At 61.2% G+C, this 14,489-nt stretch carries 13 protein-coding genes; 3 read left to right on the top strand and 10 right to left on the bottom strand.

The annotated features are described in order from the left end of the window. The first annotated feature begins 100 nt into the window (after positions 1 to 100). Together J3P89_RS00500 and J3P89_RS00505 are read left to right on the top strand one after the other, a co-directional pair. Positions 101 to 2,077, top strand: a complete 1,977-nt coding sequence (locus J3P89_RS00500; RefSeq protein ID WP_434696438.1) for a methyl-accepting chemotaxis protein — start codon at positions 101 to 103, stop codon at positions 2,075 to 2,077. Between the two features lie 384 nt (positions 2,078 to 2,461). Continuing rightward, positions 2,462 to 3,676 (top strand): aldose 1-epimerase family protein, encoded by a 1,215-nt coding sequence (locus J3P89_RS00505; RefSeq protein WP_434696440.1) that lies wholly within the window; start codon positions 2,462 to 2,464, stop codon positions 3,674 to 3,676. A 5-nt stretch (positions 3,677 to 3,681) separates the two neighbouring features. Here the strand turns inward: J3P89_RS00505 and J3P89_RS00510 are convergent, their stop codons facing one another. From J3P89_RS00510 to J3P89_RS00555, 10 genes are all read right to left on the bottom strand, one after another. Continuing rightward, positions 3,682 to 5,175: a YifB family Mg chelatase-like AAA ATPase gene (locus J3P89_RS00510; RefSeq protein ID WP_434602234.1), complete on the bottom strand. Its 1,494-nt coding sequence runs from the start codon at positions 5,173 to 5,175 to the stop codon at positions 3,682 to 3,684. A 155-nt stretch (positions 5,176 to 5,330) separates the two neighbouring features. Then, on the bottom strand, positions 5,331 to 6,590 hold the full coding sequence (locus J3P89_RS00515) for an HlyD family secretion protein (RefSeq protein WP_434696441.1): 1,260 nt from the start codon (positions 6,588 to 6,590) through the stop codon (positions 5,331 to 5,333). Continuing rightward, positions 6,583 to 8,061, bottom strand: a complete 1,479-nt coding sequence (locus tag J3P89_RS00520; protein WP_434696442.1) for a TolC family protein — start codon at positions 8,059 to 8,061, stop codon at positions 6,583 to 6,585. The genes J3P89_RS00515 and J3P89_RS00520 overlap by 8 nt, the downstream gene beginning before the upstream one ends. Next, a complete protein-coding gene (locus J3P89_RS00525; RefSeq protein ID WP_434696443.1) occupies positions 8,054 to 9,256 on the bottom strand; it encodes an ABC transporter permease in 1,203 nt (400 codons plus the stop codon). Before J3P89_RS00525 ends, J3P89_RS00520 begins: the two co-directional genes overlap by 8 nt. Next, positions 9,249 to 9,908 carry an ABC transporter ATP-binding protein gene (locus tag J3P89_RS00530; RefSeq protein ID WP_434698075.1) on the bottom strand — a complete coding sequence of 220 codons (660 nt, stop codon included), beginning with the start codon at positions 9,906 to 9,908 and terminating at the stop codon, positions 9,249 to 9,251. Before J3P89_RS00530 ends, J3P89_RS00525 begins: the two co-directional genes overlap by 8 nt. 100 nt (positions 9,909 to 10,008) lie before the next feature. After that, positions 10,009 to 10,803: a hypothetical protein gene (locus tag J3P89_RS00535; protein ID WP_434696444.1), complete on the bottom strand. Its 795-nt coding sequence runs from the start codon at positions 10,801 to 10,803 to the stop codon at positions 10,009 to 10,011. Positions 10,804 to 10,906: 103 nt separating this feature from the next. Next, positions 10,907 to 11,338 carry a hypothetical protein gene (locus tag J3P89_RS00540; RefSeq protein WP_434696445.1) on the bottom strand — a complete coding sequence of 144 codons (432 nt, stop codon included), beginning with the start codon at positions 11,336 to 11,338 and terminating at the stop codon, positions 10,907 to 10,909. A 400-nt stretch (positions 11,339 to 11,738) separates the two neighbouring features. Then, the gene (locus tag J3P89_RS00545) at positions 11,739 to 12,539 is read right to left on the bottom strand and encodes a hypothetical protein (protein WP_434696446.1); all 801 of its coding nucleotides are present in this window, start codon (positions 12,537 to 12,539) and stop codon (positions 11,739 to 11,741) included. Between the two features lie 99 nt (positions 12,540 to 12,638). After that, positions 12,639 to 13,070, bottom strand: coding sequence for a hypothetical protein (locus J3P89_RS00550; protein WP_434696447.1), 432 nt, complete (start codon positions 13,068 to 13,070; stop codon positions 12,639 to 12,641). Between the two features lie 400 nt (positions 13,071 to 13,470). After that, a complete protein-coding gene (locus tag J3P89_RS00555) occupies positions 13,471 to 13,731 on the bottom strand; it encodes an accessory factor UbiK family protein (RefSeq protein ID WP_434602221.1) in 261 nt (86 codons plus the stop codon). 415 nt (positions 13,732 to 14,146) lie between these two features. Between J3P89_RS00555 and glnK the strand changes: the two genes are divergently transcribed. Further along, the gene (gene glnK, locus J3P89_RS00560) at positions 14,147 to 14,485 is read left to right on the top strand and encodes a P-II family nitrogen regulator (protein WP_002555808.1); all 339 of its coding nucleotides are present in this window, start codon (positions 14,147 to 14,149) and stop codon (positions 14,483 to 14,485) included. Positions 14,486 to 14,489: the final 4 nt, after the last annotated feature.

Below are 14,489 nucleotides of genomic sequence, written 5' to 3' on the forward strand. Positions count from 1 at the left end.
GAACATAGAACCTTCGTACAGAAAGGGCCCACATCTCAAAAATTGAATGCCGAGCGTGCGACGTGATCAGGATGATCCAGTCTCTCGGCCAGGAGCCGTCATGTCTCAACCCCGCGCCCGGATCGCCTCACAGCTAGGCCTTGCCCTTGCCGTGATACTGGCGGTCGTGATTTCCGGCAGTACCGTCTTCGCCTTGCGTTCACTGGACGCCGCCAACCTTTCCACTCGTGAAGAGCACCTGGCCAGCGAAGCGCGCCTGATGGCCGACCAGCTCAATACCTTCCACAGCACCTTGCGCGAGAGCACTCAGCGGTTGGCGGGGCTGTTCGAAAAGCGCTTCAGCGCGGGTCTGAGCGTGCATCCGGACCAGCCGGTGACGGTGGCGGGCGTGCAGACGCCAGGCTTGAGCCTGGGCAGCGAAGTGTTGAACAACAACTTCAAGGAAGTGGACGAGTTCAAGGCGATGACCGCCGGCGTGGCGACTATATTCGTGCGTAGCGGCGACGACTTCATCCGCGTCAGTACTTCGGTGAGCAAGCAGGACGGTACGCGGGCCATCGGCACCGTACTCGACCGCGCCGGCCCGGCGTACGGCCCGGTAATCAGCGGGCAGAGCTACATCGGCCGGGCCTTGCTCTTCGGTCGTTTCTACATGTCGCAATACACGCCCGTTCGCGACGGCAGCGGCAAGATCATTGCCGTGTTGTACGTAGGATTCGATTACACCGATGCGCAGAATGCGCAATTCGACAACCTCAAGCGCTTCCGCATCGGCCAGACCGGTTCCCTGGCGCTGTTGGACGAACAGAACAAATGGTTGGTACCGCCAGCGGGTGTGCAGGCGCTGGACAAAGCCACCGCGGCTATCACCGGTTTGATCAAGAAGCCGGGCAAGGGTGCGTTCTGGGAAGACACCGCAGAAGAATTCTACAGCGTCGCCGCGCCGTTCGAGGGCGGGCCGTGGGCGGTCGTGGCGAGCATGCCGAAAACCGAAATCAACGCAGTAACCTGGAACGTCGGTACGCAATTGGCCATTGGCAGCCTGCTGGCAATGTTGCTGGCGGTCGGCGCGGCGGTGTGGCTGTTGCGTAGCAAACTGGCGCCCCTGGGCGATCTGGTACGTCAGGCCGAAGCGCTGGGCGCCGGTGACCTGAGCGTGCGTCTGAACGTGTCCAGCCACGATGAAATTGGTCAACTGGCCCGAGCCTTCAACCAGATGAGCCAAGCCTTGTCGACCATGGTCGAGCATATCCGCAAGGCCTCGCAGGAGGTCAACAGTCGTGCCCAGGCGTTGTCCGGACTGTCCAGCGGTGCGTATGAAGGGATGGAGCAGCAGTCCGGCGAAATCACCAGCATGGCGGGCGCAGTGGAAGAGTTCAGCGCCACCTCGTTGAACATCGCCGACAACATGGGCAATACCGAGCGTCTGGCGCAGGACAACGCCCAGCAGACCCGCATCGGCCGGACCTCGATGGACGAAGCTTCGTCATCGCTGGAACAGATCGCTGGCGCGTTGAACAGCACGGCCACGGTCATCAACACCTTGGGTCAGCGCTCCCAGGAAATTGGCGGCATCGTCGGCGTGATCACCTCGATTGCCGAGCAAACCAACCTGCTGGCCTTGAACGCTGCCATCGAAGCCGCGCGCGCGGGTGAACAGGGCCGTGGTTTTGCCGTGGTGGCCGACGAGGTCCGTAGCCTGGCGTCGCGTACCCGCCAGGCCACTGACGAAATCTCTGGCATGATCAACAGCATCCAGCAGGAAACCGGCAATGCCATCAGTACGATGGAGAAGGGCAACCTGCTCATGCAGGAAGGCTTGTCGCGCAACGCCAACGTCGCCTCGGCCCTGGCGCGCATCGACGAGCAAAGCCGCTCGGCCGGCCAGCAGTTTGCAGCGATCACCACGGCCACCCAGGAGCAGAGCAGCACCGCGACCTTGCTCAGCAGCAACCTGCAAAGTATCGCGATGGCCAACAGCGAACAACGCGAAGTAGTCTCGAACCTGGCAATCACCGCCAAGGAACTGGAAAAACTGGCGCAGGACCTGCGCAAAGAGGTTGATCGGTTCCGCTGAGGCTTCCCCCGTCCCCATCGCGAGCAAGCTCACCCAGAACTACTGTGGGAGCGAGCTTGCTCGCGATGACGGCTGACCAGCCACATCTCTATCAACTGACGCACCGCTTTCGCGAGCAAGCTCGCTCCCACAGAAGAACTGTGGCGGCCCCAATTCTCACGCCCTATCCAAAACCAATGTGGGAGCGAGCCTGCTCGCGAAGGCGGCCTTCCTGCCGCCTCTCTATCAACTGACTCACCGCTTTCGCGAGCAAGCTCGCTCCCACAAAAATCTCCCTAATCCTGTAGTCGCCTTCATTTTTGCGGTTGATTGCTGTTTTTCGGCTTGCTGAAACGTTTCTTCAAGTCTATAAAAACCGCACAACTCCAATAAAAGGTCGTTTCCATGACTCCGCTCAAACTCCTCGTTACCCTCAGCGCCCTCGGTGCTGCCTCCCACGCCATGGCCTGGGATTATGTCCTGCTCGATACCGACAAGGCCGCACAGCCTTGGCAAATCACCAGTCAGCAGCTCGGTGTGAAGACCGACAAACCGTTTTCCGTGACGATGCGCACCCTGCATGGCGGTCGCCAGGAAGGCGTCAGCATCGTCGATATCGACAACGGCACGATGAAACTCTCTGTCGTCCCGACCCGCGGCATGAATGTGCTGCAGGCCTCGGTCGGCGATGTCCGTATGGGGTGGGATTCGCCGGTCAACGAAGTGGTCAATCCGGCATTCATCGAGCTCAATGGCCGGGGCGGCTTGGGTTGGCTGGAAGGATTCAACGAGCTGGTCACCCGCTGCGGCTACGAATGGGTCGGTCATCCGGGCATGGACAATGGCGAGCTGCTGACCTTGCACGGCCGCGCGGCCAATATCCCGGCGAACAAAGTCACCCTGCACATCGATGAAAAGCCGCCCTACGCGATTACCCTGCGAGGCGAGTTGAAGGAGCAGGCGTTCAAGAAAGTCGACTTTTCGGTGCAGACCGAACTGGTCACCGAACCCGGCAGCGTGACCTTCGCGCTCAGCGACACGCTGACCAACAACGGCGACTATCCGAAGGAATACCAGGCGCTCTATCACAGCAACTTCAGTACGCCATTCCTGGAGCAGGATGCGCGCTTCGCAGCACCGGTCAAACAGGTGTCGCCGTTCAACGACAAGGCCAAGGGCGACCTGAAAGACTGGCAAACCTACCGTGCTCCAACCAAGGACTACGACGAAACCGTCTACAACGTCGTGCCTTATGCCGACGCCAAGGGCGATACGCTGACCGTATTGCACAACAAGGCCGGTAGCCTCGGCGTATCGGTGGGCTTCAACACCGGGACGCTTCCGGTATTTTCCCTGTGGAAAAACACCGATACCCAAGGCCAGGGCTACGTGACCGGCCTCGAGCCGGGCACCAGTTTCTCCTACAACCGTCGTTATCAGCGACCACTGGGCCTGGTGCCGACCATCGCGCCGAAAGAGCGCAAGCAGTTCCAGATCCATTACAGCCTGTTGGCGGACAAGGCTGCCGTTGACAAGGCGCTCAAGCGCATTGATGACATCCAGGGCGATCGGAAAACCGAGGTGCGCGATGCCCCGCTGGTGGACCTAAGCAAGCCGTAAGCGGTTCAAACCGTGGCGGGGCGATACTGCAGGGCTTCGGCCAGATGTTCGCGGCTGATTCGCTCCGCTTGCTCAAGGTCGGCCAACGTCCGGGCGACCTTGAGCAGGCGATGGGCGGCTCGCAGCGACAGGGTCAGCCGTTCGCAAGCGGTTTCCAGCCAGGCTTCGTCGGTCGTGGACAGTTTGCAGTGCCGGCGCAGGCCCGGCAGATCCAGGAACGCATTGGCACAGCCTTGGCGTGCTTGCTGGCGTTCACGGGCATCGGCCACCCGTTCGGCGGCGGTGGCGGTGTCGTCCCCCGGTTCGCTCTTGGGGTTCAGTGCGGTGGCTTCCCGGGCCACGGTCAGGTGCAAGTCGATCCGGTCGAGCAGCGGGCCGGACAGTTTGTTGCGGTAACGCTGCACCATGTCCGGTGTGCAGGAGCAACGACCGCTGGGCTCGCCGAGATAGCCACACGGGCAGGGATTCATCGCCGCCACCAGCTGGAAGCGCGCCGGAAAGCGCACCCGGTCCCGGGCGCGGGATATCACGATGTGCCCCGACTCCAACGGTTCTCTCAGCACTTCCAACACCTTGCGGTCGAATTCCGGCAACTCATCCAGAAACAGCACGCCATGATGAGCAAGGGTGATTTCTCCCGGTTGCGGCTTGGACCCACCGCCCACCAGCGCCGGGCCGGACGCCGAATGATGCGGCTGACGGAACGGACGCTGCGGCCAATGGCTCAACGGCACGCAACTGGCGACCGACTGGATCGCCGCGACTTCCAGGGCCTCGCTTTCGGCCAAGGGTGGCAATAACCCTGGCAAACGGCTCGCCAGCAGCGTCTTGCCGGTACCGGGCGGGCCGCTGAACAACAGGTTATGGGCTCCTGCTGCCGCGATCAGCAACGCGCGCTTGGCCCCGGCCTGGCCCTGGACTTCACTGAGATCGGGGTAGGGCTTGCTGGCCGAAAGCAGCCCGTTGGAAACAAAGGGTTCGACCGGGGTATGGCCATTGAAATGCGCCACCGCTTCGAGCAGGTGATTCACCGCGATCACTTTCAGTCCCGACGCCAGGCAGGCCTCCTCGGCATTCGCCCAAGGCACCACGAGCATGCGTCCAGCCTTGCGTGCCGCCAGCGCCGCGGGCAACACCCCGCGTACCGGTCGTACCGCCCCGGACAACGCCAGCTCGCCGAGGCATTCGACGTCGTCCAGCATCAGCGTCGGCACCTGCACGCTGGCCGACAGGATGCCAAGGGCAATCGCCAGGTCGAACCGCCCGCCGTCCTTGGGCAGGTCCGCCGGCGCCAGGTTCAGGGTGATGCGCCGCGCCGGAAAGCTGAGCCCCGAGTTGATGATCGCACTGCGCACCCGATCCTTGCTTTCCTTCACCGCCGCCTCCGGCAGGCCGACCATGGTCAGCGACGGCAAGCCATTGGCCAGATGGACTTCGACGGTGACAGCGGGTGCTTCGACGCCGACCTGGGCGCGGCTGTGAACGATGGCGAGTGACATGAATCGTTCCTTGAGTGGTAGAGAGGACCGCATCCTGCGGTTCTTGAAGGTTAGTTGTGAGGGAGCGTTTGGTTATGGCGATCGATGACAAAAGGTTGGCAAAATGTTGCGCCAGAGTTGAATCAGCGCCGCTCGTGCCCGGTTCCACCGCGGTTTTATGAACCCGGCACCTCGACAAACCCGGGCGTAAGCCCCTGCACGACCACGCCTTCCGCGACTGTTGTACGTGCGCTGACCATTACGCGCTCGGGGCGGGCTTGTGCTGTCGCCCGGTACAGCACGTAGGTGGCACCGGACTCATCGCGGCGAAGGGCGTGCGGTGGTACGGCGATACCCTGTTCGTCGCGGTACAGAATCACTGCCAGACGCGCGCTCATACCGGTCCGCAGCGGGGGGTCGAAATCGGCGACGGCCGTATCAATTGACACCTGGACCTTATAGCGCGCGCCTGTGTCCTGCTGGTCGGCCGCCTCGTTCTGGATTCCGATGGCCAGTATGCGGCCGCTCAGTTCACCGGCGAATCCATCACCAGTGATTTGCACTGGCATGCCCTCACGTAACAGGTACAGGTCGGTTTCATCCACGCGAGCAAGGGCTTGGAAACGGTCCAGGCCAATGACGCCAAGCAACGGCGTGCCCCGGCTCACGGCCACGCCAGGTTGCACCGCTACCGGTTGGCCGTCACCCGGCATGACAGGTCGCACGACATAACCGCTCACCGGCGCCGTCACTTCTCGGCGGGCATACAGCGTTTCGAACGCCTGGTGATGCGCCTGCGCGTTAGCCAGCTCCATCTCGGCGATATGGCGTTCCTCGCCCTGGCCGTACGCCAGTGTCGTGGCCAGTTCCTCGGTTGCCGCGCTGAGCTGTTGCTGGTCGCTGCGCACCTGCTGCTCCAGCGTTTCGAGTTCCATTCTCGCGACGATGCCACGTTCGAACAACGCTTGCGTGTCACGCCGGTTACTTTCGCTGGCGGCCAGGCTCTGCCTGGCATTGTTCAGAGCCCGTCGGGCATTGCTGACCTCGGAGCCTTTGCTCCAATGCTGCAAGCGGCGGGCCTCGCGCTGTGCCTTGAGCAGTTGCGCCTGGGCCTGGCGCAGCTGGATCTGCAATTGCGCGGGGTCCAGCGTCAGCAGCACCTGGCCTTTCTCGACCCGTTGTCCTTCGTGTACCCGCACCTCGGCAAGCAAGCCATCAAACGGGGCGGTCAAGGTAACCTGGTTGACGGCCTGGATACGTCCGATCAGCCCCAGCCGGCTTTCCAGCAATCGCGGTTCGATATGCACCCAGTCAGGCGCTGTGCTTGTCGTTGCGCGGGTGCCTGCGGGCGCCGGCGGCCAGCGCAACGCGATAATGATCAACGCGCCCAATCCGAAAAAGAGCAATGCAGGCTTGAGTGTGATGGGGTTAGTCATTCAACGCGATGTCCCAGCTTTGCAGGGTGGTGCCCAAGGTCTGATCCAGTTCCGCCTGGGCGTTGAGGTAACTGATGAGTGCGGCCAATCGGGCACTCTGCGCCATGCGCAGGTCATTTTCGAAGCTGAGAACCTGAAAGTTGCTCGAACGCCCCACGGTGAGTTTTTCTTGCTCGATGTCCAGCTTTCGCTGGGACAGCTCCTCGGCGCGCCGGGCGATTTGATACTGTCGCCAGCGCGCGCCGATGTCGCGTACTGCGTTGGTCACGCCACGCTGCAGTTCCTGATGAGCCTCTTGCGTGCGGACCTGCTGGTTCTCCACGTCGACCCGGGCCTGGACTTCAGCCTGGCGGGCGCCCAGGTCGCCGATCGGAATCTCCACCTGCACGCCCACGTAGTTCTCCCAGCTTCGGGTGCTGCCGTGGAGATTGTTGCGATCACGGACCTGACCGCCGCCGCCGACCAGCGATACGTCCCATAGGCGCTCGTTGCGTGCCACGACCCTGTTTATCCGGGCCTGCTGGCCGGCGATCAGTTGGATGAGGTAGGTCGGTTGCAATGCTTCGGCCTGGCGCACGGCCTGCGCAGTGTCGATGTCGAGGGGCGCGGCTTGCATGGCCTCGCTGGCAATGATTGGAGTGTCGAGGTCCAGCGCAAGCAGTTGCAACAATGCCAGGCGAGTGTTTTCCAGTTGGTTGCGGGCGTCTTCGTGGCTCAGCTCCTGGTTGGCGACTTCGGCCTCGGTCTGGACGATCTCGAACGCGGCCATGCGCCCGGCGTCGATCATCGCCCGGTTGACGCCGAGCAGTTGGTGCGCCCGCGCCAAGGCGTTGCTGGAGATGTTCAGCTGTTCCTGAGCCTGCAGGAGCGTGCGGTAGGCGGTAATGATCCGGGTGATCGTCTGCGCCACCCGGTCTTTCAGCGCCAGGCGGTTGACCTGCTCGCTCAGGCGCGCCAGTTGTACTGGGGCGGTGGCGACATCGCGGCCGGCGCCGCGCAGCAGCGGCTGGATGATCGTGATATTGGCGCCGTCATTGCGTGTCAGTCCCGCCCTGTCGGCATCGGTCTGGCGCCAGGTCCAGCCCAGGCCGACGCGCGTGCCGTAAGGGGTGAGCAGGGTTGAAACCGGTGCGATGTCGCCTTGCCGATAGCGATCGAGCTGGTTATGGCTGGACAGGTAACTGCCGCGCACGAACAGCTTGGGGCTGAAGCGGTCCTCGGCCACGCGCAAAGCGAATTTCTGGCCGATCCGTTCCAGGTAAGCGCTGCGAATGGCGCGGTTGTCGCGCAGTCCCAGGTAGATCGCATCGCTGAGGGTCAGGTTGATGCCATGGGCCTTGAGCGAGGCGCTGGCGACAGCCGCGGAGGGAGCGCCTGGCCGAGTCGCCTGTGACGGTGACAGCGCTGTATCTGCCAGCACCGCCCCACTGGGCGGCGTCAGCAGCAAGGCAACCGCCCAGGCTTTAATCATCACGCAGCGCCTGCACCGGCTGCAGACGCGCGGCGGACAGCGCCGGGCTCAGGCCAAAGAGCAACCCCGTGAGCAGCGCACCGCCCATGCCCAGCGGCAGTGAAAGGGGCGAGAGCGTGAAATCCATCCAGCCTGACAGCACGACGAACAACCAGCCGGTTGCCACTCCGAGCAGAGCACCGGTGGACGCTCCGGCGACTGTCAGCACCATGGCCTCCAGCAGAAACAGCCAGGCGATGTCCCGCGGGCGAGCACCCAGTGCCATGCGCACACCGATTTCGCCGCGGCGTTCGGCGACGTTCATCAACATGATGTTCATCACGCCGACGCCACCGACCAAGAGCGAAATTCCCCCCAACCCTGCCAGCAACCAGGAGAACAACTGCGATTGCTGGGCGAGACCGTCGAGTAACCGCTGCGGGACCTGCACGTCGATCTCCCGACCGGGCAAGGATGTCAGCAGATAGTCATGCAGTTTCTGGGCTAGGGTTTGTGAGTCCGCGCCTTCGTTGCTGCGCACCAGCACAGTGCCGATTTGCGGTGCGGAAACGAGGCGGCGCATGCTCTCGATCGGCACCAGGATGCTGTCATCGATGGGCAGCGGCAGCAGGGGATTTTGACCATGGCTGTGGAGTATGCCGATCACCTGAAACAGATAGCCGGCCAGTTGCAACGTATCACCCAGCGCGACGGGGGCGTGCTGAGCGGCCAAGGTTGCGCCGAGCACTGCATGGGTGCTCTGGGCATCGTAGCGGCTGAGGAATCGTCCTTGCTCCGGCTGCAGGCCAAGCACCGAGGCTATTTCCGGGTCGACCCCGGCCAGCAGGGTGTTGAGCGGTCGCCCACGCATGCTTGCGTGCACTGAGGCCAGGTTCAGGGCGCTGACCGCCAGCACCTCAGGTAACGCCTCGCGAAGGGCCTGGTTATCGAGATTGGTCGGGGCATGCCCCGGCACTCCCTTGTTCGAGGCCGGCTTCACGTCCGCGACCAGCAGGTCGCTGCCCATCGCCTGGAATACCTCCATGCTCCGGGCTTGGGCGTTATGGCCAATGTTCAGCAGCGCAACTACCGCCGCGCAGCCAACCGCGATACCCAGCAATGCCAGCAAGGCTCGTCGTCCCAGGCGGCGCAGGCTGTCGAGGGCCTCGGTCAGCAGTTGCCAGGGCAACGGTCCGTAGCGAGTCGACTCAGTCATGAGGCATTTCCCACAGGCGGCCCTCGCTGATCCGCAGGCAGCGCTGCATGCGCTTGGCGATGTCCGGGTCGTGGGTGACGACTATCAGGGTGACGCCCCGCTCCCGATTGAGCGCCAGCAGCAGTTCGATGACCTCGCTGGCGGTCTGGCTGTCGAGGTTGCCGGTGGGTTCGTCGGCCAGCAGCAGGGCCGGTTCTCCCACCAGCGCTCGCGCGATGGCCACGCGCTGGCGTTGGCCTCCGGACAACTGTGCCGGGCGATGATGCAGGCGTTCGCCCAGACCGAGCTGCAATAGCTGGCGCCGCGCGGCTGCCTGGGCAGCCTGGCGAGATATGCCGCGGTAGAGCAGCGCCAGCGCGACATTGTCCAGGGCGTCCAGGCGTGGCAGCAGGTTGAAGCTCTGAAAGACGAAGCCGATGTGTCGGTTGCGCATCATCGCGCGAGCGTCAGCGCTTGCCTGGGTCATGTCGCGGCCAGCCAGGTAGACCTGCCCGGTCGAAGGTTGGTCAAGCAGGCCGATCAAGCCGAGCAGGGAACTTTTGCCGGATCCCGAGGCGCCGATAATGGCGCAGCTCTGTGCTGCATTGATGGTCAGCGACACATCGCGCAAGGTGGCGCGTGCGGTCGCGTCGGTGCCATGGATATGGCTCATGCTTTGTACGCGGATCAGTTCGGGAGCGGGATTTTCAGGCATTCGTTGTCCATCCTGAGCGAGCCCCTTTCATGGTAAGGGGTTCAGGGTCGAAGCCTGCTCAGACGTCTGTCGCGGGCGTTTCGGGTTCGTCTTTCTGCTGCTGCGCCAGCATCAGCTCAAGCAACGATTGCCATGGGGGCATTCCTTCGTCGCTGCCACTTAACCTCCGCGCTTTGGCCAATTCGGCGCTCTTGATCTGTTGAGTAAAGTCGGCTTCGTAATCGCCGAGCATCAGAGACTCCTGAATGGGGGGCAGGCTTTTGTAGTAATCGAGAACATCCCTGATGGTCTCCGGGGATACATCCCCGTTGCGGTGATACTCGTCCATCAGCTTATTGGTGACTGTGAGGGCCCAGGCTGCGTGCGAGTCGGTATAGGCTTCCCATGCCACTCTGCGTTCATTGTGGGTAAAGTCACCGCTGTCGTCGTAGATGATCAGCGTCAGTTGCTCGTTGGAAAGGTTCTGGAACGGGTTGACGCCCTTCTTGTTGAGGAAGTTCGTTGCCTGCTGCGCCTGATCCAGGCGCTGCGGATCGTCCGAGGGGGGCACTTCGGCGTCGCGAATTTCCTTGTTTTTTGCGGAGTAGGGGACGTAGAAATCTTGCGTGGCTCGCCGGGCAATGTATGCCAGGCCTGCGCGGTCGTTGCTGGCGTCCCGCTCCGCAGCGCGTGCTGCCGCGTCGCTGAGCAGCTGTGCCATTGGCGAGAGTTGGGTGGTGGTATTGCTGCTCAAGGCGCCGGGTTGCACCTCGCTCGTCGGGCTGGTGCCGACCTTGTCGGTTGGTTCTACCGGGCCTGCGGTGACTTTCAGGTTCGTTGCGTAGGGAGGGCGTGCGCCGTTGATACCATCCATTGTTTTTTCTCCATCTCTAAGCTGCAGTGCGCTGTAAGCGCAATGCATTCGATCAGGCCAGGGCTGCCTTGGACTTATCCTCCAAGACACACCTGGCCGGCCTTTACTGGATCGTGAACTCAATGTTCCACGAGTGATCGGACGCGTTTATTGCGGTAATCGTCGCGTTGCAGCGGACTCGGCCGGTGGCTTGCGCGTCTTTGGTCCATTTAGGCAGATTGGGGTTGGTGTAAAAAGTGCTGAACACGCAAGTTTTGCCGTCGGCGCCATAGCGGACGACTGCGGTGGCAATCGCTGGGTTGCGCTGGTCCCGCACCACGAAGTTAAAAGATTCTTGCGGCTTGATCGTATCCGCAGGCTTGGGTGTCGCATTCGCGTGGGTGAGGGCTTCGTTGTTGCCCTGGAACGAATACTGGGCCGTCGCGCTGCTGAGGTTCTTGACGGTTACCCGGATCAATGGACCTGCTTGCGCCGCACCAGCGACGAGCAGGGAGCAGACGGCCAAAGCCGCGACGCTGCATTTTTTCAATTGCATGCCGTTTTACCTGTTAGACATGTTCGTATGTCGCACGACGGACAGCCGTCCGCCTTGCCCGGTTTACAGCCTTGATGCTGGCTGCATGTCCATTCCGGTTACTTCGCATCGACCCCTTTGGTTGAAAGGGCCCGACTTGCGCAAAGTCCAGCTCGTTAGCGCATTCCATTACGAAGATTTAGCGGCGAGCGGCAAGGAAGCTTTAATCGGTTTCTGGATAATTTGCGCCTGATCGATACATTTAGGCGGTTTTTGTAGGATTTTTCCTGACTGTATAGGAAATCCAGCATGAGCCATATCCATGGCACTGACACAAACGCTCCGGAGGGAGGTGTTCAGGCATTCCTTTTCCATCCTGAGCGAGCCCCCTTTCGTGGAAAGGGGGACGGTCGAAGCCTGCTCAAGCGTCTGTCGCGGGCGTTTCGGGTTTGTCTTTCTGCTGCTGCGCCAGCATCAGCTCAAGCAACGATTGCCATGGGGGCATTCCGTCGTCGCTGCCGCTTATCTTCCGCGCCTTGGCAAGTTCGGCGCTCTTGATCATTTGGTTGTAATCGGCTTCGTAGTCGCCGAAGACTTGTGCCTCCATGATGGGCGGCAGGTTCTTGTAATGATTGAGAGTGTCCTGGAAGTGCTGCGGGGACACATACCCATTGCGCTCTTGCTCCCCGATGCTCTTGTAAAACACTGACTTGGCCCATGCGGATTCCAAATCATGGGCCGCGCTCCAAGCGGCCCTGCGTTCATTGACGGTAAAGTCACCACTGTCGTCGTAGACGATCAACGTCAGTTGCTCGAGGGACAGATCCTGAAAAGGGTTGGCGCCCTTGTTGTTGAGGTGGTTCGTCGCCTGTCGAGCCTGTTCCAGCCGCTGCGGATCGTCCGACGCCGGCACCTCGGCGTCGTTAACTTGCTTGTTTCTTTGGAAGACAGGGCTGTAAATGTCTTGCGTGACTCGCTTGGCAATGTACGCCAAGCCAGTACGGTCATTACTGGCGTCCCGTTCTGCTGCACGTACCGCCGCGTCGCTGAGCATCTGTGCAAGCGGCGAGAGTTGGGCGGTATCGGTATTGTCTTTCAGGGCGCTGGGTTGCACCTCGGTCGTCAGACCGGGGCCGGCTTTGTAGTCGGTAGGTTTTAGAAGGCTTGAGGTGGTTTTCAAGGTTGTTGCGTAGGGCGTACGTGCACCGTTGATACCATCCATTGTTTTATCTCCGTATCTCAATTGCAGTGCGGTTTGTGCGCTGCGTTTGATAAGGCCAGGGCCGCCTCGTATGGCCGCCCTGGACACACCTGCCGGGGTTTACCTGATCGTGAATTCGGTGGTCCACGAATGGTCGGACGCGCTTACCGAAGTAATTGCCGCCGTGCAGCGAGCTCCGTTGCTGCTCTGCGCATCTTTCGTCCATTTAGGTATCTTGGGGTTGCTGTAAAAGGTACTGAACACGCAAGTTTTGCCGTCGACGCTATAGCGGATGACCGCGGTGGCAATGGCAGGGTTGCGTTGATCTCGCACCTCAAAGGAGCTGGACTGCTGCGGTTTGATCGTATCCTCGGGCTTGGGTTGTGCATTGGCGTTGGTGAGGGCTTCGTTATTGCCGATGACCGAGTACTTGGCCTCTACATTGCCGAGGTTTTTGACGGTTACCCGGATCAATGGACCTGCTTGCGCCGCACCAGCGACGAACAGGGAGCAGACGGCCAAAGCCGCGACGCTGCGTTTTTTCAATTGCATGCCGTTTTACCTGTTTGACATGTTCGTATGTCGCACGACGGACAGCTGTCCGCCTTGCCCGGTTTACAGCCTTGATGCTGGCTGCATGTCCATTCCGGTTACTTCGCGTCGACCCCATTCGTTGAAAGTCCGACTTGCGCAAAGTCCAGCTCGTTAGCGCATTCCATTACGAAGATTTAGCGGCGAATGCCAGGGAAGCTTTAACGGGATTTTGGATAAAGTTCGCGTATTCGACGAATTTAGGAAGATTTTGTAGGATTTTTCGCGAAGATGGCCGTCGCGGCTGATGCGCCGAACTCATCCGGAAGAGAAAGGGCGAGAGAAAGTTTCCCGCTATTGGGATGGCCGCAAGTAAAAAACCAAAAATCGCGGCCCCGGGTAATGCCTTCAGAAGTACGCGTTATTCCGCAGGTGGATTCAGCCGCGCCTCCAACTCCGCCACCTTCGCCTCCAGGCTCTCCAACCGCGCCCGAGTTCGGGCCAGCACCACCATCTGGCTGTCGAATTCTTCCCGGCTGACCAGGTCCAGCTTGCTGAACCCGCTTTGCAATAAAGCCTTGAACTGGCTTTCGATTTCGCTTTTGGGCAGGGGGGTGTCGCCGCTCAACAGACGGGAGGCGTGGCCGCTCAGGGCGTCGAGGAGATCTTTGGGGGCAAGCATGGCAGGTGTCCTGGAAACGATGACGGGCAGTGTATCACGCAGGGTCTATAGTCAATTTGCCAGGCGCGGATGCACGCTTTTCGCGCACTGTGCCGGGCGCCACCGCACCGTTGTTGTGCGTATCGCTCCGGTTCGTGGCGCGTGCCGGGCGGGCGCGGTGGTCAAGGGGGTTGAAATCCGGGGGGTTGGGCACAGATGGCAAGCTTTCTGCTTAGTGGCTGATGACCCATGCACTGATGCAGTCGCTGTGACGAATGCAGTGCAGCAGGCGGAGCGGGGAGTTTCGTCAGGAGTAGTCAGCTGGCGCCAGTCGGGCAACTTGGGCCGACGACGCGTTACAAAGCCAGGCACTGCGCTTAGACTTGAGTCGGGTTTGTTTTCCTGGGGCAAGTCCACCAATTCGGGAGAGAGTTTCATGAAGCTAGTCACTGCCATCATCAAGCCGTTCAAGTTGGACGACGTGCGCGAGTCGCTGTCCGAAATCGGCGTGCAGGGCATTACCGTCACTGAAGTCAAAGGCTTCGGTCGGCAGAAAGGTCACACCGAGCTGTACCGCGGCGCGGAATACGTGGTCGATTTCCTGCCCAAGGTGAAGATCGACGTTGCCATCGACGACAAGGATCTTGATCGGGTCATCGAGGCGATTACCAAGGCCGCCAACACCGGCAAGATTGGTGACGGAAAGATCTTTGTGGTCAATCTGGAACAGGCTATCCGCATCCGTACCGGCGAAACCGATACCGACGCTATCTAAGCCG

The organism is Pseudomonas sp. Z1-14 (assembly GCF_051132005.1).
In the GTDB taxonomy this organism is placed as follows: Bacteria; Pseudomonadota; Gammaproteobacteria; order Pseudomonadales; family Pseudomonadaceae; genus Aquipseudomonas.